Consider the following 19,425-nt stretch of genomic DNA (forward strand, 5'->3'; position numbering starts at 1 on the left):
TTTTTTGCTCTTTTTTTTGCTTCAGGGAATCAGCATGAGCTGCAAGATCGACTATCAACCAGCGCCCAACCTGTTGGAAAATCGCATCGTGTTGGTAACCGGCGCAGGGGACGGCATTGGCCGTGCCGCGGCATTAAGCTATGCCCAGCACGGGGCCACTGTGATTCTATTGGGGCGTACCATTGCCAAGCTAGAGCGCGTTTACGATGAAATCGAAGCGGCCGGAGGCCCCCAGCCAGCGATTTTTCCGCTCAACTTTGAAGGCGCCACGCTCAAAGATTTTCATGAGATGGCGGAAACCCTGGATAAAGAGTTTGGTCGCTTGGATGGCTTACTGCATAACGCCGGACTGTTAGGTCGTATCACGCCCTTTGAGCAGTATAACCCTGAGCTTTGGCAGCAGGTAATGCAGGTGAATATTAACGGGCCCATCTGGATGACTCAGGCGCTGTTGCCACTGCTACAAGCGTCTGAGGATGCTTCGGTGATTTTCACCTCATCAAGTGTTGGCCGAAAAGGTCGCGCCTACTGGGGCGCTTACTCAGTTTCTAAGTTCGCCACCGAAGGGTTTGTTGAGGTGTTGGCCGATGAGCTGGATAACCAACCCAATATCCGGGTTAATTCGCTTAACCCAGGGGCAACGCGTACCCAAATGCGGCGTACCGCGTTTCCCGGTGAAGATCCTTTAGCGCTACGCACCCCAGAAGACATTATGCCTACCTACTTATGGCTGATGGGGCCCGACAGTGCAGGTACCAGCGGCCAAAAGCTTGATGCCCAGCCGCCCAGGGTATAAACACTCCAATGTCGATGTGCTCGGCGGCTAGCGTTTAAACGCCCCGAGGGCATCGACGAGTGCCTCGCACTCTGCAAACCATAAATCGGCAGGCCACTGCTGGTAGTCATCCTCTTCGCTGATATAACCATAGCCCACCGCTACGGCGGTCATGCCTGCAGCGACGGCGGCTTCGATATCCCGCGCATGATCGCCGATATACCAGCACTGTGCAGGCTCAACACCGAGTCGGCGAGCGGCCTCCCAAAGTGGCTCAGGTGCTGGTTTTTTCACGCTTAGGTCATCCGCACACAGCAGGGCGCCTGGTTCAAGAGCCAATGCGCTTAGCAGTGGTAGGGTATAGCGGCGCGGTTTATTGGTCACAATTCCCCAGGGACGCTGGTCGCCATGCCACTCCTTTAGCCATACATCGAGTGGTGAGAAAACCCGACTGTGAACGGCAACTGCCTGCTCATAGGCGTCAAGCAAAAACTGACGCGCTTGAGTATGCCCGTCTGATGTGGATTCTAACCCCAGTGCCAGGGTGACCAGGGCACTACCGCCGTTAGAGACCTGGCGACGAATGACTTCAAAGGGGAGCGGGGCTAAGCCATGATGAACACGCAGCGCATTGGTTGCTTGCGCTAAGTCGGGGGCGGTGTCGACCAGTGTGCCGTCTAGATCGAAGAGTATCGCTTGAGGCGCTTGGATCGGCATTTATTCACTCACCTTGCGGCAGTACATCATGTAGTTGACCGAAACGTCATGGCTAACCAAGCGATAGTGGCGGGTTAACGGGTTATAGGTAAGACCTGTCTGCTCACGTACTTCCAAGCCACTGTCGCGAGACCAGGCGGCCATTTCTGAAGGGCGAATAAATTTTGCATAGTTATGCGTACCCCGGGGCAGCAGTCTAAGCACGTACTCGGCCCCTAAAATAGCGAAAGCGTAAGACTTGGCAGTGCGATTTAGCGTAGAGAAAAACACATAGCCACCTGGGCGAACCAGGGCGCTACAGGCACGAATGACAGATGCCGGGTCGGGCACGTGCTCAAGCATTTCCATGCAGGTCACCGCATCGTAAAAACCGGGCTTTTGAACCGCCATGGCTTCTACGCTGATGTGCTGATAATCAACCTCAACGCCACGCTCTTCCGCGTGTAGCCTGGCGACTGCTAACGGTGCTTCACCAAGATCAATACCGGTGACGTTAGCCCCACGGTTAGCCATCGATTCGCTTAAAATACCGCCGCCACAGCCCACATCAAGCACCTTTTTACCCGCCAGACCTGCCCGGGCATCGATGAAATCGAGGCGCAAAGGGTTAATCTCATGGAGCGGTTTAAATTCACCCTGCGGATCCCACCAGCGGCTAGCGAGTGCTTCAAATTTAGCGACTTCGGCTGCATCGACGTTGCCTTGATAGTGACCAGCAGTGCTATCCTGTGGTGTCGCTTGCATGTTGTGACTCCCATTGTCATTGAGTATTAAGCAAAAAGTTGACGCCTAATCACTGGTTATTAACCATTAACACTCGTTATCGTCCATTGGCGAGGTGGCATCCATCCGCGCCTTCAGTATTATGGACATTCTAACCACTCCTGTGTCGGAACGCATGAAAAGGACCTCTCTATGATTCGCAAGGCCGTACTTCCTGTCGCTGGGTTTGGCACTCGCTGCTTGCCTGCATCGAAGGCCATTCCCAAGGAGATGATTACGATTGTCGATCGGCCCGTCATTCAATATGTGGTCGAAGAGGCGATTGCCGCAGGCATTCGTGAGATTGTACTGGTCACCAGTAGCAATAAAAGCGCGATTGAAAACCACTTTGATACCCACGCCGAGCTGGAAGCCAGCCTGGAAGCGAAAGGTAAGCACGAACTTTTGGAGATGCTGCGCAACCTGGTGCCGGATAACGTTAGCATTATCAGCATTCGCCAGGGTGTACCGCTAGGGCTGGGGCATGCGGTGCTGTGTGCTCGCCCAATCATTGGCGACGACGAGCCTTTTGCGGTGCTGCTTCCCGATGTATTGGTCGATAATAGTGCCAATTCAGCAACGGATTTAGCCGGTATGTTAGCGGCGTATGATCAGCAGCAAACGGCGCAGTTGATGGTGGAAGAGGTGGCTTGGGAGCAAGTTGAAAAATATGGCATCGTGGCGCCAGCCGGTGACGTGCCCGCACCGAATCAGTCGGCAGATTTAGTGGGTATGGTGGAAAAGCCTAAGCGCGATGCCGCGCCCTCAAATCTGGCGGTGATTGGTCGTTACGCGCTGCCAGGCAATATTTTCTCCATTTTAGAAGCTACGCCGCCGGGCGCCGGGGGTGAAATACAGCTTACCGATGCACTGGAAACATTGCGCGAGCAGTCGGGCGTTCAGGCCTACCGTATGCAGGGCACTACCTACGATTGTGGCCAACCGCTGGGTTACCTTGAAGCGACGCTTGCTTATGCTCGTCGTCATCCCGAGTTTGGCGAGGGTTTCAAAGCCCTGCTATCACGTTACCACCAGGGAGAGTAACCCATGCGGGTGTTACTTTACGGTAGCGAATTAAGCGCGGCGACAGCGGCGGCGGCGTTGGCCTGGGTGGGGCATCAGGTGCAGTGGTTGCCGCACGCCGATGCCCCCTGGTCCGCACTTTCCCAGGTGGATTGGCTACGCAGCGAACCCCTTCTGATGGCACATCTGGAACAGGGCTTGGCGGAGGGGACGCTTCAGGTCATAGAGCAACTCCAGGAGGCTGCCACACCTGAAGTGATTTGGCTGGCGTTATCCCCCGCGCAGCGCAATTCGGCGAGCGCCCTGGTTGAAGATCCGCTGTTAGCTGAACAGCAGGGCATTGTGCTTATCAATAACTCAACGTTTCCGGTCGGCGAAACCGAGCGCTTGCATGCCCTGATGGGCGCACAGCACACCAGTGTGGCGCTCCCCGATACGCTCGAAGAAGGGCGCGCGTGGGACTCTTTTACTCGCCCCACCAGGCGTCTGCTGGGTTGCGATGATGCAACGGGTGAGCAGGTCACCCGAGAGCTGTTACGCGCGTTTAATCGCCGCAGCGAAGTATTTCAGTGTATGCCACGCCGCGCGGCAGAGCTCACTAAGCTGGCCATTAACGGCATGCTCGCTACGCGCATCAGTTATATGAATGAAATTGCTGGCTTGGCTGATACCCTGGGGGTAGATGTTGAACATGTTCGACAGGGAATGGGCGCCGATTCACGCATCGGTTTTGAGTACCTCTACCCAGGGTGTGGCTTTGGCGGGCCGAATTTCTCCCGGGATTTGATGCGCCTGGCCGATGTTCAACTGCAAAGTGGCCGTTACTCCGCGCTGCTTGAGCAGGTGATGGATATTAACGAGCAGAAAAAAGAGACCCTGTTTCGCAAACTGTGGGCTCACTTTGCTGGCGAAATGGCGGGTAAAACCGTGGCGATTTGGGGGGCTGCGTTTAAGCCCGGCACTGCGCGTATTGACCATGCGCCGGTATTAACGCTGCTCGAGGCGCTGTGGGCGCAGGGGGTTAAGGTTCAACTCCATGACCCCGCGGCGGTGCCTGCTCTGCGCGCCTTGGTAGGCGAGCGCGACGACCTGCGCACCTATACGCATGACCCCTATCAAGCCTGTGAAGGGGCCGATGTGCTGATGCTGGTGACCGAATGGAAAACGTATTGGAACCCTGACTGGCACCGGCTCGGTTCGCTATTAAACGCTAAACTCGTATTAGATGGGCGCAATATTTACGATCCCGAGTTTGTTGCCAGCTGTGGATTAATGTACCGAGGTATTGGCCGTCGTGCCGACCCGAAGACTCTTTGAGGAAATGTCATGCCAGACGCCACCGGATCCTCTCGTATCGTGCCCGATGTGGATCAAAGCTTGACGGCGCAACACTTGCGCCACCGAAAGGGGCCCACCCTATGGCCACTATGGTTATGTTTGCTACTGATCATTGCGCTATTGGGCGCCTCGGCGGCAGGACTTTGGTACGAGCGTGAACGACTGTTAGCTGAGCTGCACCGAGTGAGTGGAGAGGTTTCCAATGTGCATGCTCGCCTGGATTCGGATGACACTGACGTACAAGATACGATAACCTTTGTACAAGCTCAGATGTCGACGCTTTTCCAAGAGCAGGAGCAGCTCTCTATGTCGTTGGCTACTACCCGCGAAGAGTTATACAGTTTGCTCACCACTAACGAGGATACGGTTTCCAGTGATTCGATCAATACGCTGATGCAACAGTTGACCCAGCTCAGAGAGCAGGCCGAGTCCCGCGATGGACAGCTCATGGCGATGCGGGAATCTCTCGATGCCTTGGAACAAACGGGTACATCTGGTCGTCAAAACCTTGTTGAGGAAGTGTCACACCTGGAGCAATTGACCGAACAGCGTCTCTCGGTACTGAATAGTCAGATCAACGATGTTAGCAGTGACTGGGAAGAGCAGCTATCAGCACAAAGAGCCGCGATAGAGGCTCGTGTTGATGAGCTGGAAACATCTTTCTCAGCGTCACTGGCGGAGGTGGAAGCGCCGGCGGACCAAGAGGCCTTGGACGCATTGGAGCAAGAGTGGGCTCAACGCCTAAATTCGTTAGAAAGCGATGTGCGCCAAGTACGCCAAGCACAGCTTGCTTTCAGTGCTCAGCTAGAAATGTTGCGTTAATAAGCTGCGTCGTAAGTATGAGTGTGACTGCTTAATCTTTAAATATGCTATTGCGTTGGGCTTAGTCGATGAAGCCGCTGATTTAGGTTGGGATAAAAATGTATGGGAAGACAACGGCGATGGACATCAGCCACAGGACGCTCGTTTATTGTAGTGCTACCGATGTTGTGCGTATCACCTGGAACATGGGCACTAGAGGCAACGGTTACGGGTGTTTCCGATGAGGTTGAAGGCAACATCCAAGCCTATTTACAGAATATCGATGCAACGCAATATACTGAGGTGCGCTTAGAAGGTGAAATTCGCCGTCGCACCCAGGAAGCCATGCGCGTTTATGGCTATTACGAACCTGAGATAACCCTTGAAAGCGCCACTGACGAGCGTGTGCAGCTTGAAATTGAGCCCGGCCCTCAGGTTGAAATTGAAATTCTGTCCATCAATGTGGCAGGCGATGCCAGTGAAGATCGGCCTTTTCAGCAGGCCGTAGAAGACTTTCCTCTGGAAGAGGGGGATGTGCTGCGGCATGCCCCTTGGGATCGACTCAGCAGCCAATTTTCCGGATTGGCTATCGAGCGAGGTTACTTTGACTGGGGATTTACCGATCGGCGTATGGAAGTACGCCCCTATTTGCAAAGTGCCCGCCTCTATATGGATTTTGATAGCGGCCCCCGCTATCAATTTGGTGAAACCTCGATCACCGGCAGCCATATTGAACTAGATCGATTGCTCCGCATGCAACCCTTTGAAAGCGGTGATCCCTATTTGGCGCAAACCCTAGCCGACTATAATCAATCGCTTGCGGAAACCGGCTGGTTTAGCTCTGTTTCCGTGCGTCCACGCCTTGAAACAGCCCAAGAGCTGGTGATTGCTCCTGCCGATGGCGGATCCCCCTGGTGGAGTGAGGCAACGGCTTCTCAGCCAGAGCGACCACGCGTTACCAGCGCTGCTTTGGCTAGCGCGCTAAGCCTTAATAAACCCAGTGATACCCGGTTGCCTATTGATGTCAGCGTTGAACCGGCTGACCGTCATCAGTTTGAAGTGGGTATTGGCTACGCCACTGATGTGGGGCCGCGACTGCGCTTTGGTTGGGAGCAGCCGTGGATTAACCGCTATGGTCATAGCCTTGATCATGATCTCTATTTATCCGCCCCGGAGCAGCGTTTTACCGGCGTGTATAACGTACCGCTGGAAGACCCGTTGCGCGATAGCTACCGGCTTCAATACGGTATCCGTAATGTCGACGACAGCGACACCAAGTCGCTAGAAGGCACCGTTGAGCTGGCTCGGCGATGGCAGTTCGAGAATGACTGGGTACAAACCCTCTATTTCCGCACTACCTACGAAGACTTCGAGCAGGGCGGTGAAGCGGATCAAGTATGGTTATTCTATCCAGGTATCCAGTGGTCTCGCACCAGAACACGCCCCCAGCGTTTCCCGCTATGGGGTGATCGTCAGCAGCTCTCATTAGAGTACTCGGACACCGTCTGGGGCTCGGATGCTAAGTTTGCGCGCATCACGGGGGATACGGAGTGGATTCGTATGATCGGCAACGATAACCGCTTCTTGGCGAGAATTAGTTTGGGCGCTATTGAAACGGATGACTTTGCTAAAATACCGCCTTCGCTGCGTTTTTTCGCGGGCGGCGACCGTAGTGTACGCGGCTACTCCTATGAGAGCTTATCCCCCCGCAACGACGAGGGCCGACTGCGCGGCGGCCAACAAATGCTCACCTCAACCCTTGAGTATCAGCGCCGGGTGACGGGAAATTGGTGGGGTGCCACTTTCGTTGACAACGGCGACGCCTTTGATAACTGGGGGCCCAATGATTTGAAAACAGGCGCTGGTGTGGGGGTACGCTGGGTTTCTCCGGTGGGGCCGATTCGTTTGGACATTGCCCACCCCTTCGACCATGAAGACCCTTGGCGTTTGCACTTTTCCATTGGGCCTGAATTCTAGGAGAAAGACTTGTCTCAGGTTGAACCAGCTACATCTGATAAACGCCGTATGTTGTCTCCCAAATATCGCGCTTGGCTGCTGCTTTGGAGCCTCGTGCGTTTGGTGATCGTACTACCCATTTGGTTGTTCGGCATTGTGGCGCTGATTGTTGGGGTGGCGTTATCTCCCTGGGGCACCGGGGTGTTGCTTTCACAGGGTGAGCAGCGTGATTTTTTTTCCTACGCTCATCATGAAGGCGGGTTGCTCGACCATTTTCAGCTCGAAGATTTCCAACTACAGCTGGGTGCAACCCGCATCAGCGTGGATGAGTTTGAGCTCCAGTGGGCGGATGACTGTGTACTGTCAGGACGCTTATGTATCGACACCCTGCGTGTGGTGGGCGCCGACATCCGCTTAGGTTCATCCAGTGAGCAGACACCACCTCCTGAAGAGGAAGGCGCGCCGCTGGCTATTCGTTTTCCTTTTCCCATCGAACTGCGTTCGCTACTACTGGACGATGTCAGCCTGCGGTTAGCCGATGGTACCGAGATAGCGTGGCAATCTTTAAGTTCGGCGGCCATTGCGGAAGGCAACCAAGTGCGCCTCTCGCCAACGCACCTGGAGCAGCCCCGCGTCTATTTACCCCCATCGGCGGGTACCCTGCTAACGCAAGGCATACAAACGCCGCTTGATGCCGCAACCATCGATGCTGCTATATTGCTCAACCAGCCGCAACAAGAGGCCGTGGCGGCAGTTGAATCGTTAGAAGAGCAGCTCGAAGCACGCGAGCGCCTGGAATTACCCGAAATCACGCTACCGATCGATATTCAGCTACCTGAATTCACGCTCAACGATTTTCGTCTTGAAGGGGCCACCGAGTATCGCGTTGAGCGGCTGCGGCTAGGGTTGCTAACCGAAGGAAATAACGTTGAGTTAACCGAGCTTTACGTGGTTACCCCGGATGCTGAGGCTGAGTTAACGGCTAACGCAACCTTAAGGGGTAACTATCCACTTGATGCCCGCCTAAACGTAGCGTTGTTTTTGCCTGAGATTTATCCTCAACTTAGTGGCGAGACATTAACGTTAACGCTGTCCGGCACACTGGATGCACTTGAAGCGCAGTTGGAGGCATCCGGTGCGGTCAATGCGTCACTAAGCGGTCAAGTCGACGCACTAGCACCAACGCTACCGTTTCAACTACAGTTGCAAAGCGATCAAGTTCAGTGGCCGCTGCCCGCAAGCGAAACTGACAGTAGCGATGAGCGTATAGATGACAGCAGCGAAGAAGAGACTGCCCAAGCCGATGGCGATGTTGCCCCCGCCCCCTATATAGTTGATGACCTGAATCTACAAATAACCGGAAGCCTTAGCGATTATAGCGCGCAACTTGCTATGGCGGTTGAGGGCCCCAGCCTGCCGCGTACGCAAATTAACGTCGACGGAGAGGGTGATCTTGAGCAGTTTAGCTGGCAACCTCTCACCCTCGTGGTCGACGAAAGCTCCCTGCGCAGCGAAGGCAATATCAGCTGGGCAGCACCGCTACAGGTCAACACGACCATTCGTTTGGATCAGTTTAATCCGGCCCACTTCGTCGATCAGCTAGAGGGCGATTTAAACGGCGACATTGAGCTTAGGCTGCGCCAGCAAGGGGAACTGTGGGCCATTAGCGTGCCCAACTTAGTGATCGACGGTGAACTGCGCGACTACCCGTTAACCCTGCAAGCGGCCTTTGACGCTAACAGCAACCTGGAACTGGATATTGATGAACTGCTGTTCACCCAGGGGGATAATCGCCTAGAAGCAGCCGGGCAAGTCAGCGAACAGGCCATGTCGTTAAATGCGGATATTGCACTACGCCAGCTGCAAACCCTCTCACCAGACTTGGCGGGCACTGTCGTGGGTACGCTAGAGGCTAGTGGCAGTTTTAATCAGCCCCAGCTACTTGCCAATTTACAGGGTGATGGCGTGCGTTTTGGCGAGAACCGGGTTGAACGGTTGACGCTGGATGCCGATGTACAGGGCATCGATGACCCCACGCTTGACGTACAACTGGCGCTACAAAACGTCAATGCCGGTGGGCAGTCGCTGGCAAACATTGAGGCAAACCTTTCCGGGCGCCTCTCTGAACATCAGCTTGAGCTGTCTGCCCTGGGGGCAGACAATAATGTTTTAAGCCGTGCACTGATTGCCTTGGATGGCCGTTTTGACCAGCCGGGCCAGGTGTATCAAGCTCGCGTAACACCGCTGGAAATCGATTCTGACGCGGGAGATATACGCTTGGAAGCCCCCCTGGACGTGCGCTACAACCTAGCGAATGGCGCGGCACGTCTATCGTCGTTCTGCCTGCGCCGTGAGCAGGGCGGGCTGGTCTGTTCTGAAGAGGAAATCAATGCCTCTGCGCAGCAGGGCAATGCTGTGCTTTCGGTACGTGAAGTGCCGATGGAAATGCTGGAGCCTTTTTTGCCGGAAGAGTGGCAGTTAGAGGGCGATACAACGGCGGATCTCGCCGCTAACTGGCGTCAGGGGGGCGCCCAATGGCAGGCTGATCTGCAAATTCTTAGCGAACTTGCGATTACCGCCGTTAATGATTACGGCCAGCCTGTTCCACTGCCGGAGATCAGTTTAGACGCGCGGATTGAAGCCACCCAAGCACAGGCGGACACCAATGTATCGCTTTCGCTTGCCGAGGCGGGCGATCTCAATTTAGACCTAGCTATTAATGATCCCTTGGGGGCCGGTGCATTGTCAGGTGAGCTACGCGCCAATGATGTGTCGCTGCAGCCCTATCGGCCCATGTTGGTAGGCATGGACCGACTGGAGGGAGATCTTAGTGGCAGCGTGCAAATTTCCGGCTCGACCGCTCAGCCGGATTTACAGGGCCAGCTTGCGCTGCGCGGTATCGGGGTCAGTGGCCCGGATATTCCGGTCGATGTTCAGGGTGGCGAAATGGTGGTCTCTTTCGACGGTGAACAGGGCGATATAGAGGGCTACCTGGCCGCCGAGCGGGGCCGCCTGGAAATGACCGGTGATGCGTATTGGCCAAGCGGCGATGATTGGCGGATAGGCGTTGACCTGAATGCCGTTCAAGAGCCTATCTTGGTGGTACTCCCCCAGTTTGGCCGTCTTGAGGTAGCGCCGGATATCCGTATCCGGGTCACGCCGGAAAGGCTACAAGTAAGAGGGGATGTCAATTTACCCTGGGCGCGGCTTGAAATTGGCGATATGCCCTCATCAGCCGTCACGCCGAGTGGCGACGAAGTCATTATTACCGAACGCGACGATCGTCAGGCGGAAATAGAGGCCCAGCGCGCGGCTGCCAATGAAGATGGCCCCAGCGCTGCGGATGAGCTTGCCGCCAACGGCATGGCCATTGATGTGCTAGTGACCTTAACCCTGGGTCGTGATATGCAAATTTCAGCCTACGGCCTTGAATCGGGATTAGGAGGCGCGCTGGAAATTCGTCAAAGCAGCGGGGCGTTACAGCTGTTTGGCGATGTTAATCTGGTCAACGGTCGTTTTCAGGCATTTGGTCAAGATCTGGTCATTCGCCGCGGCGAGCTGCTGTTTAGCGGCCCGCCGGGACTGCCTACGCTCGACTTCGAGGCTATTCGCAACCCAGACGTCACCGAAGACGATGTGATCGCGGGCTTGCGAGTAACAGGCAGTGCCGAAACACCGAACGTCCGGATATTTTCTGAACCGGCAATGGATGAATCCCGTGCGCTCTCTTACCTGTTAAGAGGCCGCGCACCGGATGCCTCAGGCGGCGGCATAGATAGTGCGCTAACCACGGCGTTGATTGGTATGTCATTAGGGCGCACCGGGGGGGCGGTGGGCTCCATTGGCGAGGCCTTCGGTATCGACGACTTAACCCTGGATACCGCCGGTGCCGGTGACGACAGCCAAGTCGCTGTCAGCGGCCAGCTCACCGACGATCTGAGGATTAGTTACGGCGTGGGAATTTTCTCGCCGATAGCCGAACTAACACTACGCTACACGCTGTGGCGCAACCTCTATGTACAGGCCGTATCGGGTACCAACCAAGCGGTGGATTTAATCTACACCTTCACCCGATCCGGTAATCCTAAAATCATACAGCAGCAATAAGTGAGGGTGATATGTCACTATTTTCAAACGCTAGCCCAGGTTCAGGCCGGGTACTGCCTGGGCGTGATACGCCCATAGAAACAAGTCAGGTGCATACCATTAATGGGCACTCGCTACATCCACCGTTTCCCGAAGGCCACGAAGAGATTGTACTCGGCATGGGGTGCTTCTGGGGCGTTGAACGCCTGTTTTGGCAGTTGCCGGGCGTCTATGTCACAGCGGCGGGGTATGCCGGCGGAGAAACGCCTAACCCCACTTATGACGAGACATGCACAGGGCGTACTGGCCACACCGAAGTGGTGCGGGTAATTTATGACCCTAAGCAAGTAGAGCTGGAAACGCTGTTGCAGGTTTTTTGGGAACAGCACGACCCGACCCAGGGCAACCGTCAGGGTAATGACGTTGGCTCCCAGTACCGCTCCGCCATTTTCACCACCAGCGAAGCGCAGCAAGCGGCAGCCGAGCAGAGCGCGGCTACCTACCAGCAGGCGCTCGACAAAGCGGGTAGGGGGGCGATCACCACTGAGATTAAGCCACTCGAAGCGTTTTATTATGCAGAGGCTTATCATCAGCAGTACCTTGATAAAAATCCCCATGGTTACTGTGGCTTAAAAGGCACAGGTGTCACGTGTCCCATCGGTTAACAACGCCTTTTTAAATTGTCTATCAGCGAATCATCGACAGGAAGCCACTATGCCGCAACGTCATCGCTTGAAAAGGGCTTCTCGTCACGCCGCGGTGGGCAGCGCCTTGGCGTTACTAATTTGCACGCCGCTGGCTTGGGCGGGTGAGGAGCTAAATGCGTTAGCTATGCCGCAGGCCGTTAGCGACACGCCATTCGCAAGCGAACGCGAAGCCGTGGTTTGGCGCCGCGAGGAGCTTAAAGATATTGAAAGTCTGGTGCGTCAGCTGCGCTTTGACCTAGTTAACAACCAGGATGTTGAGGCCGCCACGCCACGCCTAATGGAGCTTCAAGAGCGCGCCAGTGCAGAGCATTTACTGCCAGCCTTTATCAACGGGACACATGGTAGTGGTTCCGAGGCGCGGGCCTCTATTTGGGAGGAGTGGGATCAGTTCGCTGCCGGTTTTACCGACCTTGAGGATAAAATCGCCAATTTGATAGACGTGGCCCAGCAACAGAATCCACGTGACACTGCACGCGCGCTTTCAGAGGTAGGGGCAAGCTGTAAGAGCTGTCATCGTGCCTACCGCTACGACTAGCGTAGCGGTAGGTATTGGCGAATAGCGACTTGAAAAGTAGACGCTGGGGAGGGCGCTTAGTCGCCCTGCTGGATGCGATCAATACGGTAAAGCGTTTCCACTTGTTCTAGGCCACTGACGGTGCAATTCAGGTCTTTAACGCGACCATCGCTTAACCCATACACCCAGCCATGCACGGAGATTTGCTGGCCACGCTGCCAAGCGCGCTGCAAAATCTTGGTGCGGCATAAACTATTTACCTGGGCTTTAACGTTAAGCTCACACATGCGATCGATTTGATCTTCCAGCGGGAGATGCTCTAACGAGCTCCGATGGTGGTTGTACTGTTCGCGCACCGAATGCAGCCAGTAATCCACTACCCCGCATTCGCCGCCCATCATGGCGGCCTTAATGCCACCGCAACCATAGTGACCAACAACCATGATATGGCTGACTTTAAGGACATCCACCGCGAACTGAACCACCGAGAGGGCGTTCATATCGGTATGGTGAAGCAGGTTGGCGACGTTACGATGGACAAAAACCTCTCCAGGCGGGAGAGCGATAATTTGGTTCGCGGGCACGCGGCTATCGGAGCAGCCAATCCATAAATAATCCGGATTTTGCTGGTTCGAGAGGCGTTTAAAGTAGTCGGGGTCTTCTTCGCACATGCGCTCAGCCCAGGCGCGATTATTATCGAGTAGTGTGGCTATAGGGTCAGACATAGCGTCTCCAGTAAGGTTGAGGGGTTTCAAATTGCGGATAGGTAAACGGAATATCAAACCCTACTCAGTATAAAATTAGTGACTGTATAAAATATGAGCTAGTTCAAAATGGCCGCAGAAGGTTTTAACCTCCCTTGGCAGTCAGGTCAACCAGCGCACTTGACCCTTTGACAATACGACGATTGACTCACACGAATTTCAACTCCCCAGGAGCAAAGCATGGCAGACGTTTCAGAATACGAATATGACCTTCTGGTGATCGGCGCAGGCTCAGGGGGTGTTCGCGCGGCGCGCATGGCTGCCGCCACCGGCGCCAAGGTGGCAATCGCCGAAGACCGCTACCTGGGTGGAACCTGCGTCAATGTGGGTTGTGTGCCCAAAAAGCTCTACTCGTACGCTGCTCATTTTCATGACAGCTTTGACGATGCAGCAGGTTTTGGTTGGCAGCTACCAGGCCCTGCCAGCTTTGACTGGGCCACGCTGCGTGATAATAAGATCAGCGAAATTAAACGCCTCAATGGCATTTATCAGCGCATGCTGGAAGGTGCTGGGGTCACGCTATTCAACGCACGAGCACGCTTGGCTGACGCTCATACGGTAACGTTGAGTGGCGAGCAAGGCGATATATCGGTGACGGCGCAAAAAATCCTCCTCGCTACCGGTGGATGGCCCTGGGTACCCGATTTTCCTGGCAGTGAGCACGCCTTGGATTCCAATCAGATTTTTGATCTGGATACCTTCCCCAAGCGTTTCCTAGTGCTGGGCGGTGGCTATATTGCGGTGGAATTTTCCAGCATCTTTAATGGGCTGGGCAGTGAGACACATCTCATTTACCGCGGCGAAATGTTTTTGAAAGGCTTTGATCAGCAGGTTCGCGAGTTTACCTGCGCTGAAATGCAAAGGAAGGGTGTCAATATTCACTTCAACACCAACATTGAGCGCATTGAGCCCAGCCAAGATGCCTACAACGTGCATTTTACCAACGGCGATGTGATTGAAGTCGATGTGGTGCTCGCAGCTACTGGGCGGAAAGCCAATATTGGTGATTTAGGGCTCGAAGCGTTGGGGTTGAGCTTGGATGAATCGGGAAAAGTCCCTGTTAATGAGCGATTTGAAACAGCGCTGCCTTCTGTTCTCGCGCTTGGCGATCTAATCGCTGGGCCTGAACTAACCCCGGTAGCCTTGGCCGAGGCGATGCAGCTTGTTGATGTTCACTTTGCCGATACGACCCCGCAGCCGTTGGATTACACCACGATTCCAACCGCTGTTTTTTGCCATCCCAACATTGGTACCGTAGGGCTTTCTGAACAGGCAGCGCGGGATAAATTTACCCATATTCGCGTGTATAGCACCGATTTTCGTGCCATGAAGCATACGCTGTCGGGTAGCCAAGAGCGTACGCTAATGAAACTGATCGTGGATGATGCCACTGACGTAGTGGTGGGAGCCCATATGGTCGGTGACGATGCGGGGGAAATCATTCAGGGCATTGCCATTGCGGTTAGAGCAGGCCTTACCAAGCAGGACTTTGATCGCACCGTAGGCATTCACCCAACCGGGGCTGAAGAGTTTGTCACGCTACGTACGCTCACCCGCCGGTAAATAGTTTAAAGACCGTGAGACGTGCCCGTAGGCACGTTTTTTTCCCCGGCTACTTGCACTATTCTATAAGTGAGGGCGGCGAAGTGGTTGGCGTGAGCGGGCATTTTGGATTATCCGCTCATAACAAAAAATTATGGAAAGTAAGGTGGGGAATAATATGGCTTTTGAATTGCTCATAATCAGCTGTTATAATGATCATCAAATTCGCTACAGCGAAGCATAACTATGAGTACGCCGACACCACCGTTTACCCCCTCTGCCGACCTAGCACGGCCGACAGTCGCTGATGCCGTTGTCGGTCATGCAGAGACACCACTATTTATTCGCAAACCCAATGCGGATGATGGCTGGGGAGTTTACGAGCTTATTAAAGCCTGCCCGCCGCTGGACGTGAATTCAGCCTACGCCTACCTGCTACTCGCCACCCAGTTTCGTGATACCTGTGCAGTCGCTACCAATGAAGAGGGTGAAGTCGTGGGTTTTGTGTCTGGTTATGTCAAGGACAATGCTCCCGATACCTACTTTTTATGGCAAGTGGCTGTTGGTGAAAAAGCTCGTGGCACTGGGTTAGCGCGCCGCTTGGTCGAGGCCATTATGTCGCGCCCCGAGCTTGACGATGTGCATCACCTTGAAACCACCATCACGCCTGACAATTTAGCCTCTTGGGGCTTGTTTCGCCGTTTGGCAGCGCGCTGGCATGCGCCGCTCAATAGCCGCGAATACTTCTCTACCGAACAGCTCGGAGGGGAGCATGATCCGGAAAACCTGGTGCGTATTGGCCCGTTCCAAACCGACCGCATCTAATACGTGGTTTTGTGGATTGACGGTTTTCCCGCTTATGTTGCTCCGGGCAAGTAACGCTTAACGCCTAAAGGCAGAATGATCAACCAAGGAGGTCGCAATGCAGACCCAGACGCTTGAACGCATGGAATCCAATGTACGTACTTATTCTCGTTCATTTCCGGTGGTGTTTACCAAAGCGCAAAATGCGCGTTTAACCGATGAGAACGGCCGTGAGTACATTGATTTCCTCGCCGGCGCGGGCACGCTTAACTACGGCCATAATAATCCGCACATGAAGCAGGCGATGATCGATTACCTGTCGACTGACGGTGTTGTTCACGGTTTGGACATGTGGACCAATGCTAAGCGTGATTATTTAGAAACGCTTGAAGAAGTTATTTTTAAGCCGCGTGGGCTTGACTACAAAGTACACCTACCTGGCCCAACCGGTACCAATGCCGTTGAAGCCGCTATTCGCTTAGCCCGAGTAGCTAAAGGTCGGCATAATATTGTCACCTTCACCAATGGTTTCCACGGTGTCACTATGGGCGCTTTGGCGACCACGGGTAATCGTAAATTCCGTGAAGCCACGGGTGGCATACCCACTCAGGGCGCTAGCTTCCTGCCTTTCGATGGCTACATGGGTGAGCATACCGACACCCTGGACTACTTTGAAAAGCTGCTCGGCGATAAATCTGGCGGTCTGGATATTCCCGCCGGTGTCATCATTGAAACCGTGCAAGGCGAGGGCGGTATTAACGTGGCAGGCCTGGAGTGGCTTAAGCGTCTTGAAGGTATCTGCCGTGCTCACGACATTCTGCTGATTATTGATGATATCCAGGCAGGCTGTGGCCGCACCGGTAAGTTCTTTAGTTTCGAGCATGCGGGTATTACGCCCGACATTATCACAAACTCGAAATCACTCTCTGGGTTCGGCTTGCCATTTGCGCATGTGCTGATGCGCCCAGAGCTGGATAAATGGAAACCGGGCCAATATAACGGCACTTTCCGTGGTTTCAGCCTGGCAATGGTGACCGCCACCGCAGCGTTGAAAAAATACTGGTCTAATGACACCTTTGAACGCGATGTTCAGCGAAAAGGGCGTATTGTAGAAGAGCGTTTCCAGAAGTTAGCGGCGCTGTTGACCGAGCACGGCATGCCAGCTACTGAGCGTGGTCGTGGTCTGATGCGCGGGATTGACGTCGTATCGGGTGACATTGCCGATAAGATTACCAGCAAAGCCTTTGAGCATGGCTTGGTGATTGAAACCAGTGGTCAGGACGGTGAAGTGGTTAAGTGCCTGTGCCCGCTAACCATTAGCGATGAAGACCTGCTGGAAGGTTTGGATATCCTCGAAATGTGCGTCAAAGCTGTTGCTAGCGAGTAACCTGGCACTCAAATTAAGTGCTACGCTGAAGCAGTAAGTTCACAGGCTGTTTAGTTAAGGATATAGCGGCTGGCAGTCGCCAGTCGTTTGCAATGGAGTACTCCTATGATCGTTCGTAATCTTGAAGAAGCGCGTAAAACAGAGCGTCTAGTGACCGCTGAAAATGGTAACTGGGACAGCACGCGCCTTGTTCTGGCCAACGACAATGCCGGTTTTTCGTTCCATATTACCCGTATTTTTCCTGGCACTGAGACGCATATTCACTACAAAAATCACTACGAAGCAGTGTTCTGCTATGAAGGTGAAGGTGAAGTCGAAACCCTGGCCGACGGCAAAATTTGGCCGATCAAAGCAGGTGATATCTATCTGCTAGACCAACATGACGAACACCTGCTGCGCGGTAAAGAGAAAGGCATGACCGTTGCCTGTGTTTTCACACCGCCGATCACCGGTAATGAAGTACACCAGGAAGATGGCTCATACGCAGCCCCAGAGTAAGCATAACGCTAGCATGAGATAACAAAAGCAGCCTGCTAAATGAAGCGGGCTGCTTTTTTGTTGAGCCTGGGTTTTTATGCAGAGAAATTGACTATGGGTTTATATTTTCTCAAACACCAGGGTAATTTCACCCAGCGTGAAGCCGAATTTGCGCATGGCGGTTCGATTGATCAAACGGCCATCCGGCTGAAGGTACATCCAGTCATCCATGGTAAATGAGATCATTCGGCCATCAATTTCGATATCTAGCGGGTAGCGCATGTGGAAGACATGGCCGTATTGGCGTGCTTCAACTTGCCCATCTACATCGCTGGCGGTGCCAATCCAGCGGTGCTCATCAACGCGTTCAAATGTCCAAACGCGGCGATCGGTTTCACCGTCTGAAAAGACGAAAGACTCATCCAGTGTGAGGGTGTCATTTTCGTAGGTGCCTTGGATATCCACGGTGAAGCGTCGCTGTACCTCGCCGGAGTAATCCTGCACCATGCCCCAGGCTTGGGTGGTGCCCGCAAAGTATTCGGCGATATCCAGGCGGGGTTCAGAATCAGCGTAGTCCTCAACATCTACGCCAGCACAACCAGCCAGCAAGAAGAGTAGTGTGAAAAAACTAATGCGCAGGGAGCGGGTCATGGGGATATTTCCTATATTAAAATGGAAGTTGGTACAATTATGGTAAAATATTTCTATAGCATAGAGTACCTACGTGGTTGTGACCACTGTGGACCATCGGGTTCGCTTAATATATATTATGTTAAATAGGATGTTCTGGTCGTCTTTAATAGGTGTCCGAAAACTAGATGTTCGAAAAGCCATGATGGCGTTGGACACTCGCCCCCCATCTCCTTATCATTCCCCAACCTATTGTCCAAGGATATCTCTCGTTATGCGCCCAGGTGTTTTGTGGCTTATAGCTGGCTTGTCGCTCGCGATCACAGGCTGTGCAGCAACCCAGCCGGAAACGAATCAACCACCCCCTTTAAGCGAAGCCTCATTCAACTCCCGTATCCTGGAATTAGAGAGCCAGCTAACCCAGCAATGCGATGCTCAGTCGGCGCTGCAGGAACGCCAGCTTGACCACCAAGAGGCACTGACTGCCGACATGCGTGAAGTGGGCAGTTTGCTGCGCTACCTTCGCCAAGATGTGCAGCAATTGGAAGCCCGCGGTGAAGAGCCTGTCATTATTCGTGAAGAGTGTGAAATTGATGAGAGTTTAACCACCAAAACACTGCTGGGTCGCAGTGAATGGGTAGGGCTACCGAGTCTGGGTACCTACCTCAAGGCGCGTGTCGATTCCGGTGCCAACACGTCGTCACTTTCTGCTGAAGAGATCACCCGTTTCGAACGTGATGGTGAAAACTGGGTGCGTTTCAAGTTGGCACTCAACGAAGATGATGTGGCCGTTGAATCACAGCGTGATGAATGGATTGAAGCGCCCATTGTTCGCCGAGTGCGTATTGTTCAAGCCTCAGGTGAAGAGTCGCGGCCGGTCATTTCGCTATTAATGACCTTAGGGCCAATTCGTGAAAATGTCGAATTCACGCTCAATGATCGCTCCCATTTAGATTATCCAGTGCTGCTTGGGCGGCGCTTTTTGATGGATATTGCGGTGATTGATGTGGCCGATACATATTTGCATGACCGCCCCGAGTTTCCTGGCGGTGAGCCAGCCGAGCAAGCTGCTGAAGATGAAGCAGTTGATGAAGACGATACTGAAGAGTAACTACTCTCCCCTGGCGTTTTACGTAGAAAGG

Annotated in this window: 17 protein-coding genes; 13 read left to right on the forward strand and 4 right to left on the reverse strand. The window is 53.9% G+C overall.

The annotated features are described in order from the left end of the window. The first annotated feature begins 34 nt into the window (after nt 1-34). Nucleotides 35-796 (forward strand): YciK family oxidoreductase, encoded by a 762-nt coding sequence (locus tag ACT3UM_RS11775; RefSeq protein ID WP_498898974.1) that lies wholly within the window; start codon nt 35-37, stop codon nt 794-796. Between the two features lie 27 nt (nt 797-823). Here the strand turns inward: ACT3UM_RS11775 and ACT3UM_RS11780 are convergent, their stop codons facing one another. Both ACT3UM_RS11780 and ubiG read right to left on the reverse strand, forming a co-directional pair. After that, nucleotides 824-1,492: an HAD-IA family hydrolase gene (locus ACT3UM_RS11780; protein ID WP_498898976.1), complete on the reverse strand. Its 669-nt coding sequence runs from the start codon at nt 1,490-1,492 to the stop codon at nt 824-826. After that, nucleotides 1,493-2,236 (reverse strand): bifunctional 2-polyprenyl-6-hydroxyphenol methylase/3-demethylubiquinol 3-O-methyltransferase UbiG, encoded by a 744-nt coding sequence (gene ubiG, locus ACT3UM_RS11785; RefSeq protein ID WP_498898978.1) that lies wholly within the window; start codon nt 2,234-2,236, stop codon nt 1,493-1,495. Nucleotides 2,237-2,407: 171 nt separating this feature from the next. Between ubiG and galU the strand changes: the two genes are divergently transcribed. From galU to ACT3UM_RS11820, 7 genes are all read left to right on the forward strand, one after another. Beyond that, a complete protein-coding gene (galU, locus tag ACT3UM_RS11790; RefSeq protein WP_035579268.1) occupies nt 2,408-3,298 on the forward strand; it encodes a UTP--glucose-1-phosphate uridylyltransferase GalU in 891 nt (296 codons plus the stop codon). Between the two features lie 3 nt (nt 3,299-3,301). Then, nucleotides 3,302-4,594 carry a nucleotide sugar dehydrogenase gene (locus ACT3UM_RS11795; RefSeq protein WP_498898980.1) on the forward strand — a complete coding sequence of 431 codons (1,293 nt, stop codon included), beginning with the start codon at nt 3,302-3,304 and terminating at the stop codon, nt 4,592-4,594. A 9-nt stretch (nt 4,595-4,603) separates the two neighbouring features. After that, a complete protein-coding gene (locus ACT3UM_RS11800; protein ID WP_498898982.1) occupies nt 4,604-5,437 on the forward strand; it encodes a hypothetical protein in 834 nt (277 codons plus the stop codon). 102 nt (nt 5,438-5,539) lie between these two features. Continuing rightward, nucleotides 5,540-7,393 (forward strand): autotransporter assembly complex protein TamA, encoded by a 1,854-nt coding sequence (tamA, locus tag ACT3UM_RS11805; protein ID WP_498898984.1) that lies wholly within the window; start codon nt 5,540-5,542, stop codon nt 7,391-7,393. 48 nt (nt 7,394-7,441) lie between these two features. Then, entirely contained in the window at nt 7,442-11,479 is a 4,038-nt protein-coding gene (tamB, locus tag ACT3UM_RS11810; protein ID WP_498899107.1) for an autotransporter assembly complex protein TamB, read from the forward strand. An 11-nt stretch (nt 11,480-11,490) separates the two neighbouring features. Further along, nucleotides 11,491-12,123 (forward strand): peptide-methionine (S)-S-oxide reductase MsrA, encoded by a 633-nt coding sequence (msrA, locus tag ACT3UM_RS11815; protein WP_498898986.1) that lies wholly within the window; start codon nt 11,491-11,493, stop codon nt 12,121-12,123. Between the two features lie 49 nt (nt 12,124-12,172). Further along, the gene (locus tag ACT3UM_RS11820) at nt 12,173-12,700 is read left to right on the forward strand and encodes a c-type cytochrome (RefSeq protein ID WP_498898988.1); all 528 of its coding nucleotides are present in this window, start codon (nt 12,173-12,175) and stop codon (nt 12,698-12,700) included. 56 nt (nt 12,701-12,756) lie between these two features. On the opposite strand, the gene can is transcribed toward ACT3UM_RS11820, so the two are convergent. Beyond that, nucleotides 12,757-13,404 (reverse strand): carbonate dehydratase, encoded by a 648-nt coding sequence (gene can / locus ACT3UM_RS11825; protein WP_498898990.1) that lies wholly within the window; start codon nt 13,402-13,404, stop codon nt 12,757-12,759. A 219-nt stretch (nt 13,405-13,623) separates the two neighbouring features. Here can and gorA point away from each other — a divergent pair, with 219 nt between their 5' ends. The 4 genes from gorA (at nt 13,624) to ACT3UM_RS11845 (ending at nt 17,674) form a co-directional block, all read left to right on the forward strand. Further along, on the forward strand, nt 13,624-15,006 hold the full coding sequence (gene gorA, locus ACT3UM_RS11830; RefSeq protein WP_498898992.1) for a glutathione-disulfide reductase: 1,383 nt from the start codon (nt 13,624-13,626) through the stop codon (nt 15,004-15,006). 225 nt (nt 15,007-15,231) lie between these two features. Next, the gene (gene ectA, locus ACT3UM_RS11835) at nt 15,232-15,810 is read left to right on the forward strand and encodes a diaminobutyrate acetyltransferase (protein WP_064232805.1); all 579 of its coding nucleotides are present in this window, start codon (nt 15,232-15,234) and stop codon (nt 15,808-15,810) included. Nucleotides 15,811-15,907: 97 nt separating this feature from the next. Beyond that, nucleotides 15,908-17,176, forward strand: coding sequence for a diaminobutyrate--2-oxoglutarate transaminase (gene ectB / locus ACT3UM_RS11840; protein ID WP_498898994.1), 1,269 nt, complete (start codon nt 15,908-15,910; stop codon nt 17,174-17,176). Nucleotides 17,177-17,281: 105 nt separating this feature from the next. Further along, complete coding sequence (locus ACT3UM_RS11845) at nt 17,282-17,674, forward strand: ectoine synthase (protein ID WP_035558199.1); 393 nt, start codon at nt 17,282-17,284, stop codon at nt 17,672-17,674. A gap of 99 nt (nt 17,675-17,773) precedes the next feature. On the opposite strand, the gene ACT3UM_RS11850 is transcribed toward ACT3UM_RS11845, so the two are convergent. Further along, the gene (locus ACT3UM_RS11850) at nt 17,774-18,304 is read right to left on the reverse strand and encodes a DUF3833 domain-containing protein (RefSeq protein WP_498898997.1); all 531 of its coding nucleotides are present in this window, start codon (nt 18,302-18,304) and stop codon (nt 17,774-17,776) included. Nucleotides 18,305-18,557: 253 nt separating this feature from the next. On the opposite strand from ACT3UM_RS11850, the gene ACT3UM_RS11855 reads away from it, so the two are divergent. Next, nucleotides 18,558-19,394, forward strand: a complete 837-nt coding sequence (locus tag ACT3UM_RS11855; RefSeq protein WP_498898999.1) for an ATP-dependent zinc protease family protein — start codon at nt 18,558-18,560, stop codon at nt 19,392-19,394. Nucleotides 19,395-19,425: the final 31 nt, after the last annotated feature.

This window comes from Halomonas sp. AOP13-D3-9 (assembly GCF_052379125.1).
Lineage (GTDB): Bacteria > Pseudomonadota > Gammaproteobacteria > Pseudomonadales > Halomonadaceae > Vreelandella.